General features: G+C 48.3%; 13 protein-coding genes, 1 pseudogene and 1 riboswitch. Of the genes and pseudogenes, 5 read left to right on the top strand and 9 right to left on the bottom strand.

The features are described 5' to 3' along the window. Nucleotides 1–61: 61 nt before the first annotated feature. The 5 genes from MKY12_RS15340 to MKY12_RS15320 form a co-directional block, all read right to left on the bottom strand. Nucleotides 62–5,398 (bottom strand): sugar-binding protein, encoded by a 5,337-nt coding sequence (locus tag MKY12_RS15340; RefSeq protein WP_339314462.1) that lies wholly within the window; start codon nucleotides 5,396–5,398, stop codon nucleotides 62–64. A gap of 305 nt (nucleotides 5,399–5,703) precedes the next feature. Continuing rightward, complete coding sequence (locus tag MKY12_RS15335) at nucleotides 5,704–7,680, bottom strand: sigma-70 family RNA polymerase sigma factor (protein WP_339314460.1); 1,977 nt, start codon at nucleotides 7,678–7,680, stop codon at nucleotides 5,704–5,706. A gap of 468 nt (nucleotides 7,681–8,148) precedes the next feature. Then, the gene (gene arsC / locus MKY12_RS15330; RefSeq protein ID WP_339314458.1) at nucleotides 8,149–8,568 is read right to left on the bottom strand and encodes an arsenate reductase (thioredoxin); all 420 of its coding nucleotides are present in this window, start codon (nucleotides 8,566–8,568) and stop codon (nucleotides 8,149–8,151) included. Nucleotides 8,569–8,589: 21 nt separating this feature from the next. Beyond that, a complete protein-coding gene (locus tag MKY12_RS15325) occupies nucleotides 8,590–9,879 on the bottom strand; it encodes an arsenic transporter (protein ID WP_339314456.1) in 1,290 nt (429 codons plus the stop codon). A gap of 116 nt (nucleotides 9,880–9,995) precedes the next feature. After that, complete coding sequence (locus MKY12_RS15320) at nucleotides 9,996–10,322, bottom strand: metalloregulator ArsR/SmtB family transcription factor (RefSeq protein ID WP_339314454.1); 327 nt, start codon at nucleotides 10,320–10,322, stop codon at nucleotides 9,996–9,998. Between the two features lie 134 nt (nucleotides 10,323–10,456). Here MKY12_RS15320 and MKY12_RS15315 point away from each other — a divergent pair, with 134 nt between their 5' ends. The 4 genes and pseudogenes from MKY12_RS15315 (at nucleotide 10,457) to MKY12_RS15300 (ending at nucleotide 13,055) form a co-directional block, all read left to right on the top strand. After that, nucleotides 10,457–10,906 carry a MarR family winged helix-turn-helix transcriptional regulator gene (locus MKY12_RS15315; protein ID WP_339314876.1) on the top strand — a complete coding sequence of 150 codons (450 nt, stop codon included), beginning with the start codon at nucleotides 10,457–10,459 and terminating at the stop codon, nucleotides 10,904–10,906. Between the two features lie 54 nt (nucleotides 10,907–10,960). Next, nucleotides 10,961–11,764, top strand: coding sequence for an arsenite methyltransferase (locus MKY12_RS15310; RefSeq protein ID WP_339314452.1), 804 nt, complete (start codon nucleotides 10,961–10,963; stop codon nucleotides 11,762–11,764). Nucleotides 11,765–11,782: 18 nt separating this feature from the next. Continuing rightward, a pseudogene (locus tag MKY12_RS15305) lies at nucleotides 11,783–12,167 on the top strand (GNAT family N-acetyltransferase). Between the two features lie 346 nt (nucleotides 12,168–12,513). Then, a riboswitch (cyclic di-AMP (ydaO/yuaA leader) is annotated at nucleotides 12,514–12,676 on the top strand. 205 nt (nucleotides 12,677–12,881) lie between these two features. Further along, on the top strand, nucleotides 12,882–13,055 hold the full coding sequence (locus MKY12_RS15300; RefSeq protein WP_339314450.1) for a hypothetical protein: 174 nt from the start codon (nucleotides 12,882–12,884) through the stop codon (nucleotides 13,053–13,055). A gap of 312 nt (nucleotides 13,056–13,367) precedes the next feature. On the opposite strand, the gene MKY12_RS15295 is transcribed toward MKY12_RS15300, so the two are convergent. Continuing rightward, a complete protein-coding gene (locus MKY12_RS15295) occupies nucleotides 13,368–13,553 on the bottom strand; it encodes a hypothetical protein (protein WP_339257064.1) in 186 nt (61 codons plus the stop codon). 130 nt (nucleotides 13,554–13,683) lie between these two features. On the opposite strand from MKY12_RS15295, the gene MKY12_RS15290 reads away from it, so the two are divergent. After that, entirely contained in the window at nucleotides 13,684–14,427 is a 744-nt protein-coding gene (locus tag MKY12_RS15290) for a suppressor of fused domain protein (RefSeq protein ID WP_339314448.1), read from the top strand. A gap of 92 nt (nucleotides 14,428–14,519) precedes the next feature. Here MKY12_RS15290 and MKY12_RS15285 read toward each other — a convergent pair whose 3' ends face one another. Genes MKY12_RS15285 through MKY12_RS15275 form a run of 3 tightly spaced genes read right to left on the bottom strand, consistent with a single transcriptional unit; the run spans nucleotide 14,520 to nucleotide 19,373 of the window. Then, entirely contained in the window at nucleotides 14,520–15,884 is a 1,365-nt protein-coding gene (locus MKY12_RS15285; protein WP_339314446.1) for an FAD-dependent oxidoreductase, read from the bottom strand. 26 nt (nucleotides 15,885–15,910) lie between these two features. Continuing rightward, nucleotides 15,911–17,539 carry a response regulator gene (locus MKY12_RS15280; protein WP_339314444.1) on the bottom strand — a complete coding sequence of 543 codons (1,629 nt, stop codon included), beginning with the start codon at nucleotides 17,537–17,539 and terminating at the stop codon, nucleotides 15,911–15,913. Next, nucleotides 17,520–19,373 (bottom strand): sensor histidine kinase, encoded by a 1,854-nt coding sequence (locus tag MKY12_RS15275; RefSeq protein ID WP_339314442.1) that lies wholly within the window; start codon nucleotides 19,371–19,373, stop codon nucleotides 17,520–17,522. Before MKY12_RS15275 ends, MKY12_RS15280 begins: the two co-directional genes overlap by 20 nt. Nucleotides 19,374–19,407: the final 34 nt, after the last annotated feature.

Here is a 19,407-nt window from a genome sequence, read left to right as displayed (position 1 = left end):
AGAGACCCTTCCGGCTGGATCTTGCTTAGCCGAAAGGGTCCGCATGTTTCTGTTTACGCTTTTACTTAGCGAGATATTCGATGAACTTTATAAAGATAGTAGCTACTTCAGCGCGGGTGGCATTGGCTTGGGGGGCAAAGAAGTTGCCCGGCTTGCCTGATACAATTCCGATGCTCTGCTGTGCCTGAACGGCCTTCAACGCCCATGAGCTGATATGACTCTCGTCCGCGAAGGACTTAGATTGACTTTCAGGTATCTCATAGCCCTTGTACTTCATGTAATTGTACAGCATCACCAGCATCTGCTCGCGTGTAATCGGTGAATTGGGTTCAAACAGGTCTGCGTTTATACCGTTGACGATGCCGCTTTCGGCCGCCCACTCGACTGCCGCCGTGTACCACTGCCCATCCATCACGTCGCTAAAACGGGAATTCGTGTAGCCGGAGCGGTTGACGTTCTCAAGATTGGCCAGTACCTGCACGTACATCGCACGCGTCATTGAGGTGCCCGGTGAGAACGTCGTGGACGTCGTGCCGTTGAAAAGACCGTAGGTGTAGGCGGAGTTTACGTAGCTGTAGAACCAGTCGTCCATGTTGACATCCCTGAAAGGATTGCCAGACACCACACGGAAGCCCAGCGGGGTGTCGTCATCGAATACAAATTCCGTACCCTCATGGATGTTCAGCGACATGCCTTTGTCTAAGCTGGCACTCGCGCCGCCGTGTAGTGTCACTTCGGCGCTCTTGCCCGCCGGAATGGTCACCTTACCTTTTGAGTCTATAATCGTGCCTTCGGGTACCTTAATCTTCGTCCCACCCTTGGTCGTAATCTCTCCGCCGCCGGGCAGGATAGTATTGCCGTTCTTGTCCGTGACCGCGGGCTTATCCTTCGGTGTGTTCACTGTGTAGGTCGGCTTCAACGATCCAGTGACTGTCCCAGTGCTGGTATTGCCCGTATTGCCGGTATTGCCCGAACTGCTGGTATTGCCGGTATTGCCACCAGAAGCACCGGGTACGCTCGTTTTTCTCTGCGCGAACATCCAATCAAAGACGTCAGTGTAGTCATTGTTCCAAGTCGGCAACTTAGAGGACTGCGCCGTAGGCTTAAGGCTCCACTCTTTGTTGGAACCTACATTGGACAAAGTATCTGTGTACCCTGAAATATTGTTCCACAGAACTGAAGCTTCCATCTCATGGCCGGAAGGAATCCAATTGGTTCCATTAACAGGTGCTTCCGCCTTGGTCCATTGGTCATAAGGCCAGACGAATATTTCATTTCTGTCGATGAACGTGTGCCTAGCGTTTTCCAATAGGGGCATTATATTCGCTATATAAGTTTCCGCCCCTGTTTTTATTGTTGAAGAATCAGTTGTGTTAACGAATGACCAGTATGCAAAGTTTTTAAGAGTTTCGGCTTGTTTCGCGTTGATTGATGGTGGAAAAGACATAGGCGCCGCGGCTGCGAGCAAATCGGGATATGTCGTCAAGAAAGTATTCGTATAAGCGGATCCCATAGAGAAGCCTGCCATGTAGATACGGTTGGGGTCAACAAGTCCCTTACTTACCAGATCATCGATATAAGCCTTTAAGGTAGCGGGTGTTGCCTGAACGTTGTTTTGAGCCCGCAGAGCGATGATATGACTAGCGTATTTAGCGTTCTTCTCCATTTTTTTCATAAGCGCGGTGGCTCCGTTGGCGGACCTGATGGGCGCAAAGGTATCCCCGTCCTGTGTACCGCCGCGGGTAGAACCGTGAGCATAGATGTAAAGGGGAAGCCCTTTTACCGGAGCGCCGTTGCCGTCCTTATGAATATAGAGTCCATACTGCATCGCGTCCGCTTTATCAATTTTGGGACCCACTTCAAATTTGTCGATGATTTCATTGACGGTACCTGACTGTGCGAAAGCCGACTTAACAATGGCAGCCTTGCCATCAAGCTTGATATCGCCACTAGATACAATGCTGTAATTCTGGACGGTGGATTTGGATGCTTCCAAAGTGGATTGTCCGCCGGTTAATGTCCAAAATTCCAATTCTACAACGATGTAGCGGCCTTTAGTAAGTCCAGCTTGATAATCAGGGGAGTTCTGGTTCACACCCTTATACCCTCTGGGTCTAGGTTGGTCATTGACGTATACTCTATTGACGGTGCGTGTGCCTTGATATGCCAGGCTACCGTCGAACAAAGTATTCCTCGCCGATACTGTAAACAGGTTTGAACTAAGGCCGGCACCCACAGCTTCATTTCCCGCACCCAGATCAATGATAACAGCTGTGGTAAATTCTCCGGTGGCAAAGTTATCGTTGTATACGATAAAGTTAAGTAACGTTGCGGCCGGATCGGGTTTGAAGGTAACATGGATTACCTTGTCATCGGTGTTCACATTATTCAAGGTATAGGTATTGTTTGCAATCTCTACAGACTCTCCATTTACAGTTACGGTATCCACGACATAACCGCCGATCGGAGTGAATGTAAAGGATTGGCTTCCGCCGTCAGCTACCCGAATCAAGCCGGATGGCGAGATGGTGCCGTTTAATCCTGCCGTGGCGTTAACGGGGTGTCTGGTTACCGTGGAGCTCCCAAGCAGCAGCAAGCTATTTTTGAAGCTGTCAGAACTGCCATAACCCGCGTCGGGCTTACCTAAAGCGGATACAACCTCATAACGGTCATTCCCTGCACCAGTTGAGTTATTGATGTACACATCAAACGTAATCGGGGAATTGCTCGTGAATTCAATGGTTCTTCTAGGTATCTTCACTTCCGCGATATACCCGGTATCCGTTCGTGTAACTGAACCGTCGCGGCCCTCAGCGGCTTGACCTGAGAAAATACCGCTTGCGCCAATACGCCACTGGTTTGAGCCACTTCTTCCGTCACCAACATAAAATTCCACACTGTCGGTCATGTACTCAGTGCCAGGCGTATGACCGGCACAGACATTCGGGTCTGTAACCACAACGCGTGCATACAGGAAGTCTTCGTCCCAAAATACTTTGGCTTTACCGGTGGCCTTGGGGCCTATTTTCTGGTCGGGTGCGCTACTGTTCTTGATGTCAAACGCTGCAGCTTGTTCCCACAGTTTGTCGTTAGTACCCAATACAGGTGAACCGTATCCGGCAACAGGCCGATGGTTTGCTGCGGTCTGCGCAAACATCCAATCAAAGACGTCAGTGTAGTCATTGTTCCAAGCCGGCAAGTTAGAGGACTGCGCTGTTGGCGCTATGCTCCACGTCCCCATCGTTATGTCATTGTAAAGAACAGCCGCTTCAACTTCATGCGCCACCGAATCACTCAGGGCAGGTGAATGGTTCGGATTCGGTTTCTGATTCGGCTGATCAAATTGATTGTAAGGCCATACAAGAGCCTCATTGCTCTCAAAGCGCGAAGCTTTCGCGTTGATCATTTTTGGCATATTGGTGTTTATGAAGTTAGCGAGGTTAGTCTGGTATACTCCAACGTTATACTCATTGATAAACATCCAATAGGCCAGGTTGGTGTGAACGTAGTTGGCGTTCGCGTTCGGTGAGCCGCTTACCGGAGACATAGGTGCGGCGGACGCGAAGAAGCCGGGATAAGCGTTAATTAAGCTGTTCGTATACTGACCGCCCCATGAGAAGCCCGCCGCGTAAATACGGTTAGGGTCTACTGCACCGCTGGCAACCAGGTCATCTATAACCTTCTTAACATTGGCTGTGGAGGGAGTACTCGTGCCATTATAGGAAATATTCAGGATATGGCTGGCGTATTTCTCGGGGGACTTTTCCATTTTCTTCATCAGAGCGACCGAGCCGTTCGCGGATTTCATCGCCGCTTTTGGGTCAGTCGCAGCGCTTGTGCCGCCGCGTCCCCTGCCGTGGGTATAGACATACAGCGGCAAGCCCCGCGACACTTCGCCGTTTCCATCCTTGTGAAGGTAGAGCGCGTGATTGACCGAATTGCCCGTAGGTGCTGTGAATTGGTCAAGGATCGGATTCACAACTTTGTCCTGTTCAAAAACCGCGTAGTTAAGCGGATCCCCTTCTGTCAGTGGGATCTCGCCGTTTTGGACGACGCTGTAAACCTGTTTTGTTGAGTTCATGTTGCCATCCAGCGTTATATTGCCGCCGCTCTCTGAATAGAACTCAAACTCAACTACGATGTAACGGCCGCGTTCCAGTCCCTCCTGATAATCCGGCGAATGGCTTACCGTCCCCAGATAGCCGCGTACCTTCGGTTCGTCATTGGCGTATACCCTAGTGATCTTGCGCGTCCCTTCAAAGGTTACCGAGTCGCCGTTCAGGGTCGTGTTCCTGGCCGAGACGGTAAACAAGTCCGGATTAAGCTTGGAGCTTTCCGCCGACTTCCCTTCGCCTAAGTCAATGATAACAGCCGTCGTGTACTCGCCACGGGCGAAGTTGTCATTCCATACAATAAAGGGGAGCACCTCCGCGGCCGAATCATTTTTGAAAGTCACTTGAAGGGTATGGTTAGCGGCAACATTTGAGAAGGTATAAGTGCCATCATCGGATAGAGCAACGTCCTCTCCGTCTACCTTTACGGTATCTACAATTTTTCCGTAATCGGGGGTAACCGTAAAGGTTGTGTCTGAGCCGCTGGCTATTCTCAGAACATTGCCGGGTGCGTTCGGCGTTATCCGGCCGCCCGATTCCGCCGTGGCGGTGATTGAGAATCTGTCGTCCGCTCCACTAGCGGCAATGAGATTCAGGCTGTTTGTATAAGAAGCAGCATTGTTGTAAGCCGCGTCCGGAATTCCGAAACAAGAAACGACTTCATAGCGGTCACCGCCCTTTTCCGACGAGTTATTGATATAAACTTCAAAGGTAAACGGGCCTGCCTGCAAGTTCAAGGTTCTTTTAGGGATTCTCATCTCCACGATATATCCTGTGTCCGTGATCTCAGTCCACGCAGCTCTGCCCGGAGCGTTTTGCCCTGAAAACACGCCCGTTGCGCTGATGCGCCATTGATTCGCACCTTGGGTTCCAGCGCCGGCATAAAACTCCAGGCCGTCGTACTGATAATCATTGCCGGGTCCCTGATATAGATTGCTGTCCTCCACGACTACGCGGGCATACAGATAGTCTTGGTCCCAAAGAATCCTGGCTGTGCCTGTGGAATGGGGCCTGGGGTCGCCGGGCACAGTGCTTTTGTTGATGAGATGCTCCATTGTCAGGGCCCACAGCGGGTCGTTTGCCCCGAGTTCGGGAGTGCCAAAAATGGCGGTAGACGTTTCATTTGTCTGCAAGCTTGTAAGATCTGTAGAACTGCTGTCGCTATTAAGTGCTTCTGTATATTCGTTGTTGTCAGTGGCGGCGGCAAAGCTGGCAGGCATTAGTGACGCCACCATTAACAAGCAACATAGGAACACGAGCATTTTGCCAAATCGTTTTGACATCATTGAAAATCCTCCTTTTTCGATCCGTGCACCCACGGCTTACCCATATCGTAAACACCAAGGCTTCAACAGCTTACTTCATCGCAGCGAATATAATAGCGCTTTCATATTTTCTCCTCCATAAATTTGTTATTATTTCACCCTATGCAGAATTTCACAGTTTATTCAAATATCAATCTACAGTGTTGTTATAGTTCTTGTCCTGAGAAAAGGACAAGAACTTGATCCCTTAAAACAGAAAACCCACGCTGGGCGCGGGTTCTAATAGGGCTATGTTCTTGTCCACTGACAAAAGATGTTTGTGTTTGTCAGTAAAAAGTATTTTCGTATAATTTCCCCGTATGCGCATCAAGCACTTCGGGCGTCCGCTCGTACTCGCTACCAATCATTCGATACACTAGTTCGTACGGGGCCTCTTCCGCCCTAGCATTGTGCATCCGTTCCCATTGCAGACGCAGCTTGGCCTGTGCCGTCCATCGGAGGATGGCTTTTTGGGAATCAAATGAAGGCACGGTCTCCAGCTTCTTTAACTGTTCTGGCCTTATCGAGGGGGACATCAAACTTTTGACCCTCCCATTAGAGCGGTCAACAGCTAGTTGATAGCATTCATCCCTGACAGATACGTCTTGAACATATACACCAAAGCGAATGATTTCCAAACGATCTTCGTCGTCGGTCACTTCAGTTAGAAGCTTGAGATACGGCAACATTTCGGCTGCTAGTCCTCGGACATAGTCCATAGCTACTTCTATACATGCGTCCCGATCCCAGGTTAATGGAGCTAGTTGATCTGGTTTAACATGCGAAACAAAGTCAATCAGTTGTCCGGTTTGGCTGTCTACTCGCGCCTTAACCGCTCCCTCCATCTGATCAGCCCAATAGGCCTTCCAAGACCGGTCATTCTTGGCTGGACGCTCTTCATTCTGTTGCTTCCACACCATCAACTTGGTGTTCGAGCCAATATTGTCGTCTTGTACTAACTGAAATTGTTCCTTGTCTACGCCAATCCACTCTTCTAGGCTTCGTGCGGGCGGGAACTCACCTGGCCACTCGTCCAGAGTTCTTGGGTCAGAAGGGACAGCTTCTGCCCTATAGGCTGTCGGAACTTCCTCCTGTGATGATGCAGTATAGATTAGTCCTCTACTTCGGGGGGCGTAAACAAGATGGACCTGATCGTCACCATCCGTGTACACGGCTTTGTCCAATATGCAATATTCCACATGTAGCAAAAAATTCGCCTTCATCCACGCCAACTGTTCCTCTTCTGGTGTGATCATGGTTGGGAGTGCTGGCCCTGGAACGGTTCCGTAGTACCTAAATCCGACCACGCGACCGCTGGGGTGAACCATAATCAGGCATCCCGTCTCAGGAAGCGGCAGCCCCATCGCCTTCTGCTGTCGTGTGTACCCAAACATCCCTTCCATCCACTCCATCTCACAATACGGAAAATTACGCAGTGCGCCGGGATAATGATCTTCCAGGAATTGCTCTGCCTGCTGTTTGAGCTCCTCCTCAGATAGCCGTGTCCCGTTGTCCAATGAGGCCCAGGAAATGGCATAGTCTAGCAAGTTGCCGTCCCTGGAGAGTGTAGCAGAAACGGCGTCATCAGTCCCCGTTTTAACCCATAAGAATCCCGCTTCTCCCTTCCCTGTTCCCCTCAAGGTGTTCTCTTGATAGTCATTGACGATCAAATCATAATCCGGTGAAACGGCAAACTGGTGCTCTGCCTGTTGTCTTAACTGCAGGCGTAATGTATCCAGGTCTCGTTCGGGAAAATCTTGAGCCATTTCGTTGCGCAAATGCTCCAGCCCCTTCCGTAATTGTGTTTTTACAGTACCTAATGGCATGTCCAGGAGATGGGCGATTTGCTGCTGGGTCAGGTCCTTCTTATATTTTAAGAACAGGAGCTGACGCAGCTTCGGATTCAGACTGGCCAATGCACGCTCCAGATCCAGGGTTTGATCGATATCATTAACGACCAATGGCTCTTGCGTCTGCGGGTCTTCGCTCAGGTGAACACGCTTGGATTTCTTCAAATGATTGAGCGCCCGGTTCACCACAATTCTGGTAAGCCAGCTCTCAAACGCTTCGGCTTGCTGCAGCATATGCAGTGACTCATAAGCCTTAACCAGGGCATCCTGAACGATATCCTCCGCATCTTTGGACTCCCGTACATAATGGCGAGCCACTCGGTGCAGCTTATCCGTTCGATCCTTTATAAGAGAAACGAAGGCATCGTGATCTCCGTTTTGTGCGGCATTGATTTGTTGCTGTGCATCGATCATTGTCGTTCACCTCCTGTTATATAGACAGCTAACTCGGGGGTTTGGATTTAATTAATGTAACATTATTCTGGAACTGACCGATCAAGTGACCACCCGCATGCGGCAAGCATGGGTGCCAAAGAGGAGGTCACTCTTGGCGTGTTCCTGCTGAAGCTCCTTCATCCACTGAAGCAGTTCTTCCAGCCCGGTACGGATATTGGAGAACACACAGTCCTTTGTTAGACCACCACATATACATGCTGGGATTCGGGCAGTATTGAGCTTCGCTTTATGTGGCAAGCTCGTTTCACCGCCAAGTTATCATCCATGCCAGGCGCACCCAAAAAACCGACCTAGTAATAAAGGTCGGGTTTAATTTGGAATTTTAGCAAAAAAGATCTATTATACTTTACCTTCAATCAGTTCATGATAATTTACCATTATAGTTTCTCTCCTGTCTCATTAGCAGCAGTTACTCCACTATCGTGACTATTCACCCGTTTCAGCAAATTGTTTGATGCGCTCTCCCACTTGATCACGAACCTGCTGGAAGACTGCCCACTTCTCTTCATCTGTTCCTTGCACTTTTGCCGGATCGTCGAATCCCCAATGCTCACGTTTCACCTGAGGCGGGGTAATGGGACACTTATCTGCTGCATCTCCACATAAAGTAATGACGAGATCAGAGCTGTTCAGCAGCTGCGGATCAATAATATCTGATGTTTGACCTGAGATATCTATACCTACTTCACTCATCGCTTGAACGGCTTTCGGATTCAACCCATGAGCCTCAATGCCTGCACTATACACATTCCATTCATTGCTCAAATATTTCTTGGCCCAGCCTTCGGCCATCTGACTCCGGCAGGAGTTTCCTGTACACAAAAAGTAAATGGTTTTCTTATCCATGAGTCGTTTTCTCCTTTGATTTTAAAATAAGGTCAATGTTATATATAGACCAAGCAGTGTGATGAACAGCGTAGGGATGGTCAAAATAATCCCTGTTTTGAAATACGTGCCCCAGGATATCTTTACTCCTTTGGTGGAAAGCACATGCAGCCACAGTAAGGTAGCTAGAGAACCAATCGGTGTTATCTTCGGTCCCAAGTCAGAGCCAATAACATTCGCATAAATCAAGGCTTCCTTAATCAGTCCGGAAGTGTTCGTAGCATCAATGGCCAGTGCATCGATCATTACGGTTGGCATGTTATTCATTATGGAGGAAATCACAGCGGCAATAAAGCCCATCCCCATCGTTGCTGTGAACAGCCCATGATCAGCCACAGCTTGAATGACATCAGCTAATACATTCGTAAGGCCCGCATTTCTCAGACCATATACGACAACATACATACCGATGGAAAAGAACACAATGGCCCAAGGTGCCCCCTTCACCACTTCTATTGTGGGTACAGTAGGACTTTTCCTTGCCATGAGCAAGAAAAAGATCGCGATGATACCCGCCACGACAGATACCGGAATGTTCAGAAATTCACTGACAAAGTATCCCGCAAGCAGAACCGCAAGTACAAACCAGGATAACTTAAACATCTGCTTGTCTTTAATAGCCGCTTCAGGTTTTTTTAGCTGGGAGCTATCGAAGTTTCGTGGGATACTTTTACGGAAAAAGAGATAGAGCACACTGATGCTTGCCCCTAAGGAAAATAAGGTAGGCATTAACATCCGTCCGGCGTATTCCATAAAGGTTAGCCCGAAAAAGTCGGCCGATACGATGTTCACCAGATTGCTTACAACCAGGGGCAATGAGGTAGTATCTGCTATAAACCCGCTGGCAATGATGAACGGAAAAACCTTTTTCTCATCAAAATTCAGCGCACGGACCATAGCCAGCACAATCGGTGTTAGAATGAGCGCTGCTCCGTCATTAGCAAAAAATGCCGCTACTACAGCACCAAGAATGATGACATAGATAAACATCCGCATTCCATTCCCGCTAGCAGCTTTGGCCATATGTAAAGCAGCCCATTCGAAGAAACCAATTTTATCGAGGATTAACGAGATCAAGATGATTGCTACAAAGGCCAGTGTGGCATTCCACACAATCAGCGTAACATCCAGAACATCATTCAAGCTGACGACACCGGCAATTAAAGCAAGTAACGCTCCGCCGCAGGCAGACCATCCAATGGACAGATTTTTAGGCTGCCAAATGACAAAAATCAAAGTGACTATAAATATCAGACTTGCCAGAGCTACCAATGGTATTCCCCCAGTTTATGTCTAACTCCACCCATCCGAGCACTCCCTTCAAAGAGTTAAGTTTAATCTCAGGCATCATTATATAATTATACACTTATATATTCAATAGAAAACTGTCATTCGCAGCAAACAGCATTAGACGGTTTATTCAAATGCAATAAAAGGTCACTTGCATTCGGGGTAAGATTTAGGATGGCCTTAACATGGGGTTTATCTACTTTATTTAAAGAATAATAGACCCACTGCCCCCTTTTCTGTTCCTTTACCAATCCGCTGCTTTTTAATTTACGTAGATGCTGACTAACGGCTGGCTGAGAAATGTCAAAGAGATCCACGAATTCACATACACACCACTCTCGCTCTTTTAAAAGAATTAGAATTGTGAGACGTGTTTTATCTCCAAGGAGCTTTAAATCTTCTGCAAGATCATTTAATGTATCCAATTTTGAATCTCCTCTCTTCGTATATAAGACAATACTTATATTCTAAAACCTTTATCATCAATTATCAACTAAGCAAAATTTATATTTGCACTTTGCAACTAAATGCAGTATAACTATTTCAAGAGGTGAAAACAATGGAAACTCCAAGAGAACTACTCCAAATCATGAGTCGGCGTTTAGGATTACTCAATAAGGATTGCTGTAGCGTAGGAGGATGTACTCTTTCCGCGGCCCAAAGCCATCTGTTATATGAGATTGATCGGAGTCATAATCCTTCCATGCAACAAGTCGCTGAAACACTTGGCACTGATATTACTACCTTTAGCAGACAAGTGCAGTCTTTGGTGAAAATGAATCTGGTTAAAAAGACACCTGATCCTACAGATCGAAGAATCTATAACCTGTCACTCACTCCTGAAGGTAAAATGGTAGCTACAACTATTGATCAACAAATGAATGAATACCTGAATGAAGCCTTCTCGCATATGAGTGAGTTTGAAGTAGAAACATTGCTACGATCCATTAAGCTTTTTAACGAAGCCATGGAGAAATCCAGCAATTGCTGCGCACCTGTAAAAGGGTGATTTCTCATCGCTTATATTTGCAAATTGCAAGTTTTAGAAAAGGAGTGTTTAATTATGAGCAAGCTTACTAATGACCAGATCCGCCAAAATGTACGGGGACGCTATCAAAAGATTGCTGTAAGAAACGAGACTTCCCCTTCCAGCCGTACTTCTGCTGACAACAGTTGCTGTGACTCCCCATCTGATTTCAGTACCATATCTGCTAAGTTGGGTTATTCCAGTGAGGACCTCGCTGCAGCTCCCGAAGGCGCAAATTTAGGTCTTGGTTGCGGTAATCCACAGGCTATTGCTGAACTGCAGGCGGGTGAACATGTTTTGGACCTTGGGAGTGGCGGCGGATTTGATTGTTTTCTGGCTTCCCGGCAGGTAGGTAATGAAGGCCATGTTATAGGTGTGGATATGACACCTGAGATGATCAGTCGAGCAAGAGATAATGCCCTTAAAGGAAAGTTCAGTAACACCGAATTCAGATTGGGCGAAATAGAGCATCTTCCCGTCGCTGACAATTCGATCAACGTCATTATCTCCAACTGTGTGATTAATCTCTCCCCAGACAAACAGCAAGTATTCCGTGAGGCTTATCGTGTTCTTCAGCCTGCAGGTCGTCTTGCCATATCAGATATCGTAACTACAGCTGAGCTTCCTCCTGAGATCAAAAATGACCTGGATGAATTATATTCGGGTTGTATCTCTGGCGCCTCTTCCATTGCCGATTTGGAGATCATGCTTCAGGAATGCGGCTTTACTGATATCAGCATTGAGCCAAAGGACGAATCTAAAACATTCATTAAAGATTGGGTTCCAGGTGCGAACGTTGACCAATACATCGTCTCTGCTGTAATTAAAGCGAGAAAGTAATCTTAAGGGGATGTTGATATGATCAGTACATTAACTGTCCGTCAGGCCACACCTGAGGATATTCAAAGCATTCTTCGTATCTACAATCAGGGGATCGAGGACCGGGTCGCTACACTTGAAACAGAGACGAAAGATTCCTCATATATGGAATCATGGTTCAATGATCACCAAGGCCGCTTTAGCGTTTGGGTTGCTAAACGCGAAGGTGAAGTCATGGGCTGGGCCTCACTGAACCCATATTCTCACCGTTGCGCGTATAACGGCGTCGCTGACCTTTCCGTTTAATGAGAGTGGTCAAGGATTGTATCGAAAGATGGGCTACCGGCAGGTTGGTGTATTTGAGAAGCAAGGAGTGATGGACGGAGCGTTTATTGATGTGATGATTATGGAGAAGCTACTATAAAAATGAAGATCAAAAGGAGAAGTTCCATCCGCAAACGGAGGAACTTCTCCTTTTGATCTATTCCTACAATCTTACTTTCATGGAGGCTCCGCATATCGGGCCTGTAAACAGGAGGATCTTAAACATTATATCTGATCTTAATATCATGATTAAAGAAGCATTAAGATTCATTTAGCCCCATTTAGGTTGCATTAAAAAGTTAATAAATACGCGATAACTTCAGAAAATCGGGGATGAATGCGAGATTACAAGGGATTTTCTTCATTTTTATATCCTATAGAGTCTTATTTAGTCTCCTAGAGAACTTTCAGCATTTTACAAACAGTGATGCTCAGCGTAAGATTCCTTTTAACAAATGCTGAATTCCCGTCAGGCGGGAAGCAGGGGAACCAAATGGCTGTGACCAGCCGAAATGGGTGAATCCAACGAAGATTGAACTCTTCACTGGTAGGACGACTCTCACCGTCCGAATCCGTCAGCTAACCTCGTAAGCACTGGAGAGAGCCTGCATTAACCATGCTTTTTTGCTGCGATCCCGCAAAACCTTTCCTTTGCACTTGTCCATCGTACAGAAAACCAAATATTCCGTTTGGCTTGAGCATGCTGCTGTATGTGAGAATGAAGCTGAACTGACAGCCTATGTAGCCACAGCTGAGCAGACCCATAATCTGCAGCATTATATGAAATCTATAGACTACCTAGGAGGCATTATTCATGATTAACGCCAGACTGTCACGAATCGAGTTGTTCGCATTTAGCTGCCGCCCTTCCTTCATGCATATTTCAGAGCCTTACGGATGCTGGTATGGGGTGTTGAAGTTAACCTTCGGAGGACAGATCAGCTATGGAAATTGCATTCTTTGTGCGGGTGACAAGCGGTGGATTTAATCAAATGGGGCTCTTTTCTGAAAGAGATATGTCATTGTACTACAGAAGAAGCCACAGAATACGTCCGGATGCACGGACAAGAATGGGCTCCCAATCAACTTAACATGATCAAGACTGCACTCGATAGTATGTTCATTCAAAATGACCAAATCCGAATGAAGGTAGGAGCCGGATCGGAGCGGTATCGCCATCAAAGGACAGAGCAAAGAATCCATTCAATTAATACGGTGAAGAGTCGTCTGAATCCAACCATTTTATTTGCAGAATCGGTATCCTATTATTCACTGCTATAGACATGATCAATTTAAATTATCAAACCTTCAATTGGTCAAAAATCTTAACGAATATTTTTGCAATGTTCTTGGCATCATCGATACCTCTATGGTGAGTACCTTCAAGCGGCAGTTTAAGTATAATCAAGGCTCTCTCCATGCCTACGCCCCGCTTGCGGTCATTTTCCCAACAGGTGGCTTCCAGATCAAAAATGATATAGTTCATATCTGCTCCTTGAAATTCGAATCGATAGACCCATCGCTCCGGGACTATGTCTTTTGTTATACTTCCAAGTGAGGTTTCAAATACTTCATTTCGCACTTTAATATAAACCCACACAGAGGAGCGCAAAGACATGAACTTTTTCAAAAAACTGTTTGGCGGCAAGGAAATGGGCAAATCGGAAGACGGTACTACCATTTATGGTTATGACGCTTCGGATGAGCAGCAGGTTACGCCTCCCGCCAATATTTTGTACATGGAAGATTTAAATGAACATTTTAATCGGGTCTTTCCAAACCGGGAAACCGGCGTGTTCCACGAACTGATTTCAGACGTCGTACATATTGATGTGAATATTATGGAAGCTACACCTGATGAGCCATACCGGGTGCTGTACACCAATGGGATGAGCGATCTGCCGCTGACCCTCCCACAGGAGATCCGTAAAGAGTACAAGCATCTGGAACGCGCGGAGCTGATGATGTTTTTGCCGGCGGACTGGCCACTTACGCAGGAGGATTTTGAAGCGGAGGAGAACTACTGGCCGATCCGGCTGATGAAGATGCTTGCCCGCTTCCCGCATATGTATCAGACATGGCTTGGTTACGGCCATACGATTCCCAACACGGAGGATTACGAGCCATATGCGGATAACACGGAGCTGTCCGGCGTGATTCTCTATGCTCTGCCGGAAGAGGTTAGCACCGTCCATACGAAAGATGGCAATCAGGTTCAGGTTTATTTCCTGGTACCGCTGTACCGGGAGGAAATGGAGTTCAAGCTGGAGTCCGGCATGGACGAACTGATGGCCAGGCTGTTCGAGCTTCCAGAGGATTTCCTCGTTCTGAATCCGAATAGACACAACGCGTGTAAATAACTGCCCGGATGAACGGGCTTGAAAAGGCTGAGCCTAAGTCAAGGATATGACTTTGGGCTCAGCCTTTTTAGGCAATGCTCTGTTCATGTTTCCTAGTACCGCTCATTGATCTGCTCTCCTAACCATGCGCCTTGGCGGACAAGTCTGCGCTGCAGATCCGTGATGTCGATACTGCGCGTTTCCCGTGTGCCCTTCTCGGCCAGAATCGCCGCGGCCGTACCGGAGGCTTCGCCCATGGCAAAGCAATTCGGCATGACCCGGGTGGAGCCTTGGGCCGCTCTATCGGTTGATATCGCTCTACCGGCTACGATTACGTTCTGAATACCGGCCGGAAGCAAGGCGCGATAAGGGATGCCGTGCGACTCTCCCGGCGACAGACGCACCATCGTCATGCCGCTCGTAGGCTTTGCCATATGAATATCAATAAAGTAGGCATTGCGGGCAATGTCGTCCGGGAACGAACGGCACGCCAGAAAATCGTCGGCGGTGACGATATAATCGCCGATGATCCGGCGGGTTTCCCGAATGCCGATCTGTTCGCCCGTCAACGTCAGGAAAGCGTTTTCGAATCCGGGAATCGCTTCCCGCAGCCAACCGGTAATGTGTTCAACAAGTGCGCGGCCTTCGATCGCACCGCGAGTCAGATCATCCGTGTTTGAACCATCTATCCCGAATACATGCCCGAAATTGAAGCCTGCCGTATGATCGTTTAGCCAGGAAATACCGGCCCAATCTCTCGCGACGCGCAATCGCCCTTCGTGCTTCGCTTTGTTGATCGCATGTTTCAGATCGTGGCCGTGCGTCTCAGCACTTGAGAGAAATTTGTTCCGGTCCAGGTTATTCAGGACGAAGCACATCGTCCCCGGCTGCAGCTCTCCATCATCTCCACCTTTGGCGAGCTGCCCGCCCGCAAGATAGGTGAGATCCGCATCGCTGGTTGCATCAATGTATATCTTCCCCTTCACAGCCTGGGTTCCGGTCTTGTTATTAATGATCGCCGCTTCAATGATGCCGTCCTGTTGAAGAACTTGACTGACGAAGGTATGGTACAGCACTTTAACGCCAGCCTCCATCATCTTCTCATCCAATATGCGCTTTAAAATTTCCGCATCAATCGGCACCCAATCCAGGCGATCCTTCCATGCTTCCTGAAACGTCTCCTCCATCTTGCTTTTCATAGCAAGCAGAATTTCCAGCCCAATCCCACGGATTACCGGCTTGATCTGATCGGTATACGGGCAAAATGCAGGAACCTGAGAGACCGTCGCCATGCCGCCCAGGTATCCTCTTTGCTCTATCAGCAATACAGATGCCCCGTTTCTTGCTGCTGCGAGCGCTGCTGCTACTCCTGACGGTCCTCCTCCGGCAACAACAACATCCACTTCCGTGTAGATTGGAATATCGCGCTCGGGTATTTTAACGGTTAGTGCCATATCGGTCATTCTGACCACCTCCACCTGTTTTCTTCCATTGTAGTTTTAACTTACATCAATCGCGGTGAGACTGAACGCTCTTGTTTCTTTAATTCACTCGGGGCTACACCCCAATATTTACGAAACACTCTGGCAAAATAGCTGACATCACGATATCCTGCCGCTTCTGCTGCATCATACACCTTAACGCCGCTGTATAAGAGCTCTTTGGCATGCTCCATACTCCGCTTCAGGAGATATTCCGAAATGGATTTCCCTTCCTCCCGCTTAAAGAGCCGGCTAAGGTAAGAGGGATTGACATATAATCTTTCGGCCAGCGTGTGCAAGGTCAGTTCTTCTTTCCCCAGCATTTCCTCCACGGCCTCGATCATTTGTTTAACGAGCCGATGGCTGGAATGCTTTCGCTCCCGTTCCCGGTATTGGGTAATGCGGCTGGCCACTCTTTTGGACCATTCCACGATTTGCTCTTTGGATAGCAGGGATTCAAAGGATAGAAGCATCGAATAATCCTCTTGCAGCACCTCCTGCATCGACCAGCCCCGCGATTGAATCATACGTGTAAATAAGCTGCTCAAATACAGCAAATGCTCGTATACCTTTTGGGTTGAGACCGCTTGGGAGTATACGTCCTTGAAGTAGCAGTCTATCAGTTCAGCAACCGTTGCCGCGTGATCCGTATGAACCGCGATCTCCAGCTGCTTTTCGAACTCAGCGTCATAGTGAAACGGCTGCTCCATGTTGGTTACGTCCAGGTAAGGAACGAACACCTCATTTCCGTAAATGGCCCGCTCCTGCAGCGCACGGCGTGCCTGCCGGTAGGACAACGTAACATGCTCCCATGAGCCTGGGGTCCCGAGTCCGGCGCTGGCGGTAAGCTTCAGACACTCTTTAACAATGTTGAAGAGACGGGGAACGTGAACATTGATCCGCTGGATGATATCTGGAGCCGGTTCTTCCGGTTTTCCTAAAAAGAGCAGCACGGTTGCTCCGTCCGCATCATTAAAGACCCGGCAGTCTTCATGCTGTAAACATTCAGCCGCTATGCATTCCAGCGAAAACTGCAGCAACGCCTGATCCGAAGACGTAAACCGTTCCCCTTGCTCGTGAATCGGATCGATTTCACATACGGCTACTGCAAACCAGGTATAGAGGGCAAGCTCCAGATTCAGCTCCTCCATATGCTTCTTGAGCTCCCAGTCCGCATACCGGCCCTGTATCCAGTTTCTATAAAAATCATCCTGGAGCTGAGGCAGGCGATCATGCCATTTCCGCTGCAGCTCAATCATGCTGTGCTTTTCCATCAGTTCCTCTCGGATCTCTTCCGCAGCCGCAAGAATAGCCTTCAAAATTTCATCGTCTCCGGCCGGCTTCAGCAAGTACTTCATGACGCCAAGCCCCACAGCAGCCTGCGCATACGGGAAATCGTCATGGCCGCTTAAAATCACGATTTTCATGTTCGGTTCCTGCTGCAGCACCGTTTTCGCCAAGGTCAACCCGTCCATCTCCGGCATCTCGATATCGAGCAGCATGATATCCGGCTTCCTGCGCCCGATCATGGACAGCGCTTCTAAGCCGTTCTCGGCAAGCGCCACTACTTCGATGCCATGCTCATTCCACGGTATATTATTGGCCAGGCTATTCAAAATTCGAATTTCATCTTCAACAATCATGAGATTCATGTTCCGGTTCCCCTCTCTCCTCCCGGCAGCGCTCTGCCGGCAAATCGATGATCGCCGTCGTTCCGTTCCCTTCCCCGCTGACGATCTTCAATTCCGCCGTCTCCCCATAGTAAATGGTGATTCGAGCCTGGACATTGAGCAGCGCAAAAAACTCGGAGTTCTTTTCAGGGGGGGCCGTGTAATCCCCGAACCTGATTCTTGCCAGGGCCTGTTGAATCCACATAAGCCTTGGCCCTGGAATCCCTCTTCCATTATCGGTTACCTGGATGATCAGCCGGTCATTAGACACATCGGTGCGAATGTTCAATGCTCCGCCTTTTTTCCGTTTCTCCAAGCCATGCAAAATGGCATTCTCAACCAGCGGTTGAAGCAGCAGCTTCAGAATATGCAAATGCTGGCTATCCTCAGAAGCGCAGTACTCCACCGTAAATCGCTCGGCAAAACGGATTTGCTGAATCCGAATATAGTATTGAAGGTGCTTGAATGTTTCCTCCACCGTAAACGACTCCTGCCCTTTACTCAAACTCAGCCTGAAGAAGTTCGACAAGTTGAGCACCATCGTACTGATCTCTTCCGCTTCATAATTTTTGGCCGTCCAATAAATCGAATCCAGCGTGTTGTACAAGAAGTGGGGATTGATCTGAGCCTGCAGAAATTTGAGCTCCGTCTTGGTCATTCTGAGCTGTTGCTCATAGATGTCCTTGATCAAATGACGCTGCTGACTCGCCGTTTCGTTGAAAGCCTCCGTTAAATACCCCAACTCGTCCTGCCGCCCGTTCTCCAGCCTGATATTCAGATTGCCTTTACGCAGCTGCCGCATGCCGGACACAAGTCTTGATATCGGAGAAGCAATTCCGCTGTAGATAAACCAGGCAATCCAGACGGCAAGCACGACACTGAGTGCAATAATGCAGTACGCAAAAATTTGCAGCGGCCTCGACTTATCATAAATCTCACGCTCGGGCTGGATCAGCAGCAGCGACCATCCGCTTCGGGGAGAAGTCACCCGCAGAATCAAATTTTTCTCATCTGTTTCCGGGGTTTCCCGGACAAACACACTGCCTGGTTGGACGTCCCTCCATTCGAAAGACAATGTTTCTGCAGGAGCACTCGATACGATTAACCGCTCCCGGGCATCAAACAGATAGACCTTGGAGCTGCTGTTCGCCAGCAAATGGGACAACGAGCGGAGCAGCTGATTTTTGGAAATCGACAGCATGAGGACATTTTCGCCTTTTTCGCCGCGATAGAAATCCATAAGTCTCATCATAATAAGCTGATTCCGGTTATAGATAGGATCCGGGATTCCGGACAAATTTTCTTCATGGCGTTCTGACAAGTAGTATATGCTTGCGCCATTTGCCTTCAGAGCCTCACCGTACCATGGCTCAGGGCCTTGGGATTCACGGTGCAGCAGCCCGAGCTTTGTTGTGATCAGCGAGTTGGAAGGACGATGATAAATCATAGTGTCGCTTAAATATTCATTGACCATAGTTATATTCGTAAGCTCTTTCATGACACGCGTGAAGTCCATAATTGCCCCGGTGGTCAGGGTCTTCTCCTGATGAGACAGCAGGGCGGATAAATTGGTATCAGTTGCGATCAAGGTGGACAGATTGTGGATGCTTTTTAAGGTCAGGTCAACAAACTCCAACGCGGAGTTTGTTGACCTGAGTGTGCGCTCGCCAAGCTCCTGCTCCAAAATCCGCTGAGACTTTACATTGGCAAACATACTGAACGCCACCAGCGGCAGCAGGATAAGAAGAAAATAACAGGTAAGCCTAAACTGAATCGACTGCTTCAAGACGTTGCGGAATTGCGTCAGCCACTTCATACGATTCCCCCACGATTCTGCATGCCTTCATTAT

Origin of the sequence: Paenibacillus sp. FSL M7-0896, from assembly GCF_037975415.1 — a bacterium.
Taxonomy (GTDB): Bacteria; Bacillota; Bacilli; order Paenibacillales; family Paenibacillaceae; genus Paenibacillus_AQ; species Paenibacillus_AQ silagei.
Note: the sequence above shows the minus strand (reverse complement) of the source record. Positions and strands in the feature narration are given on the sequence as shown.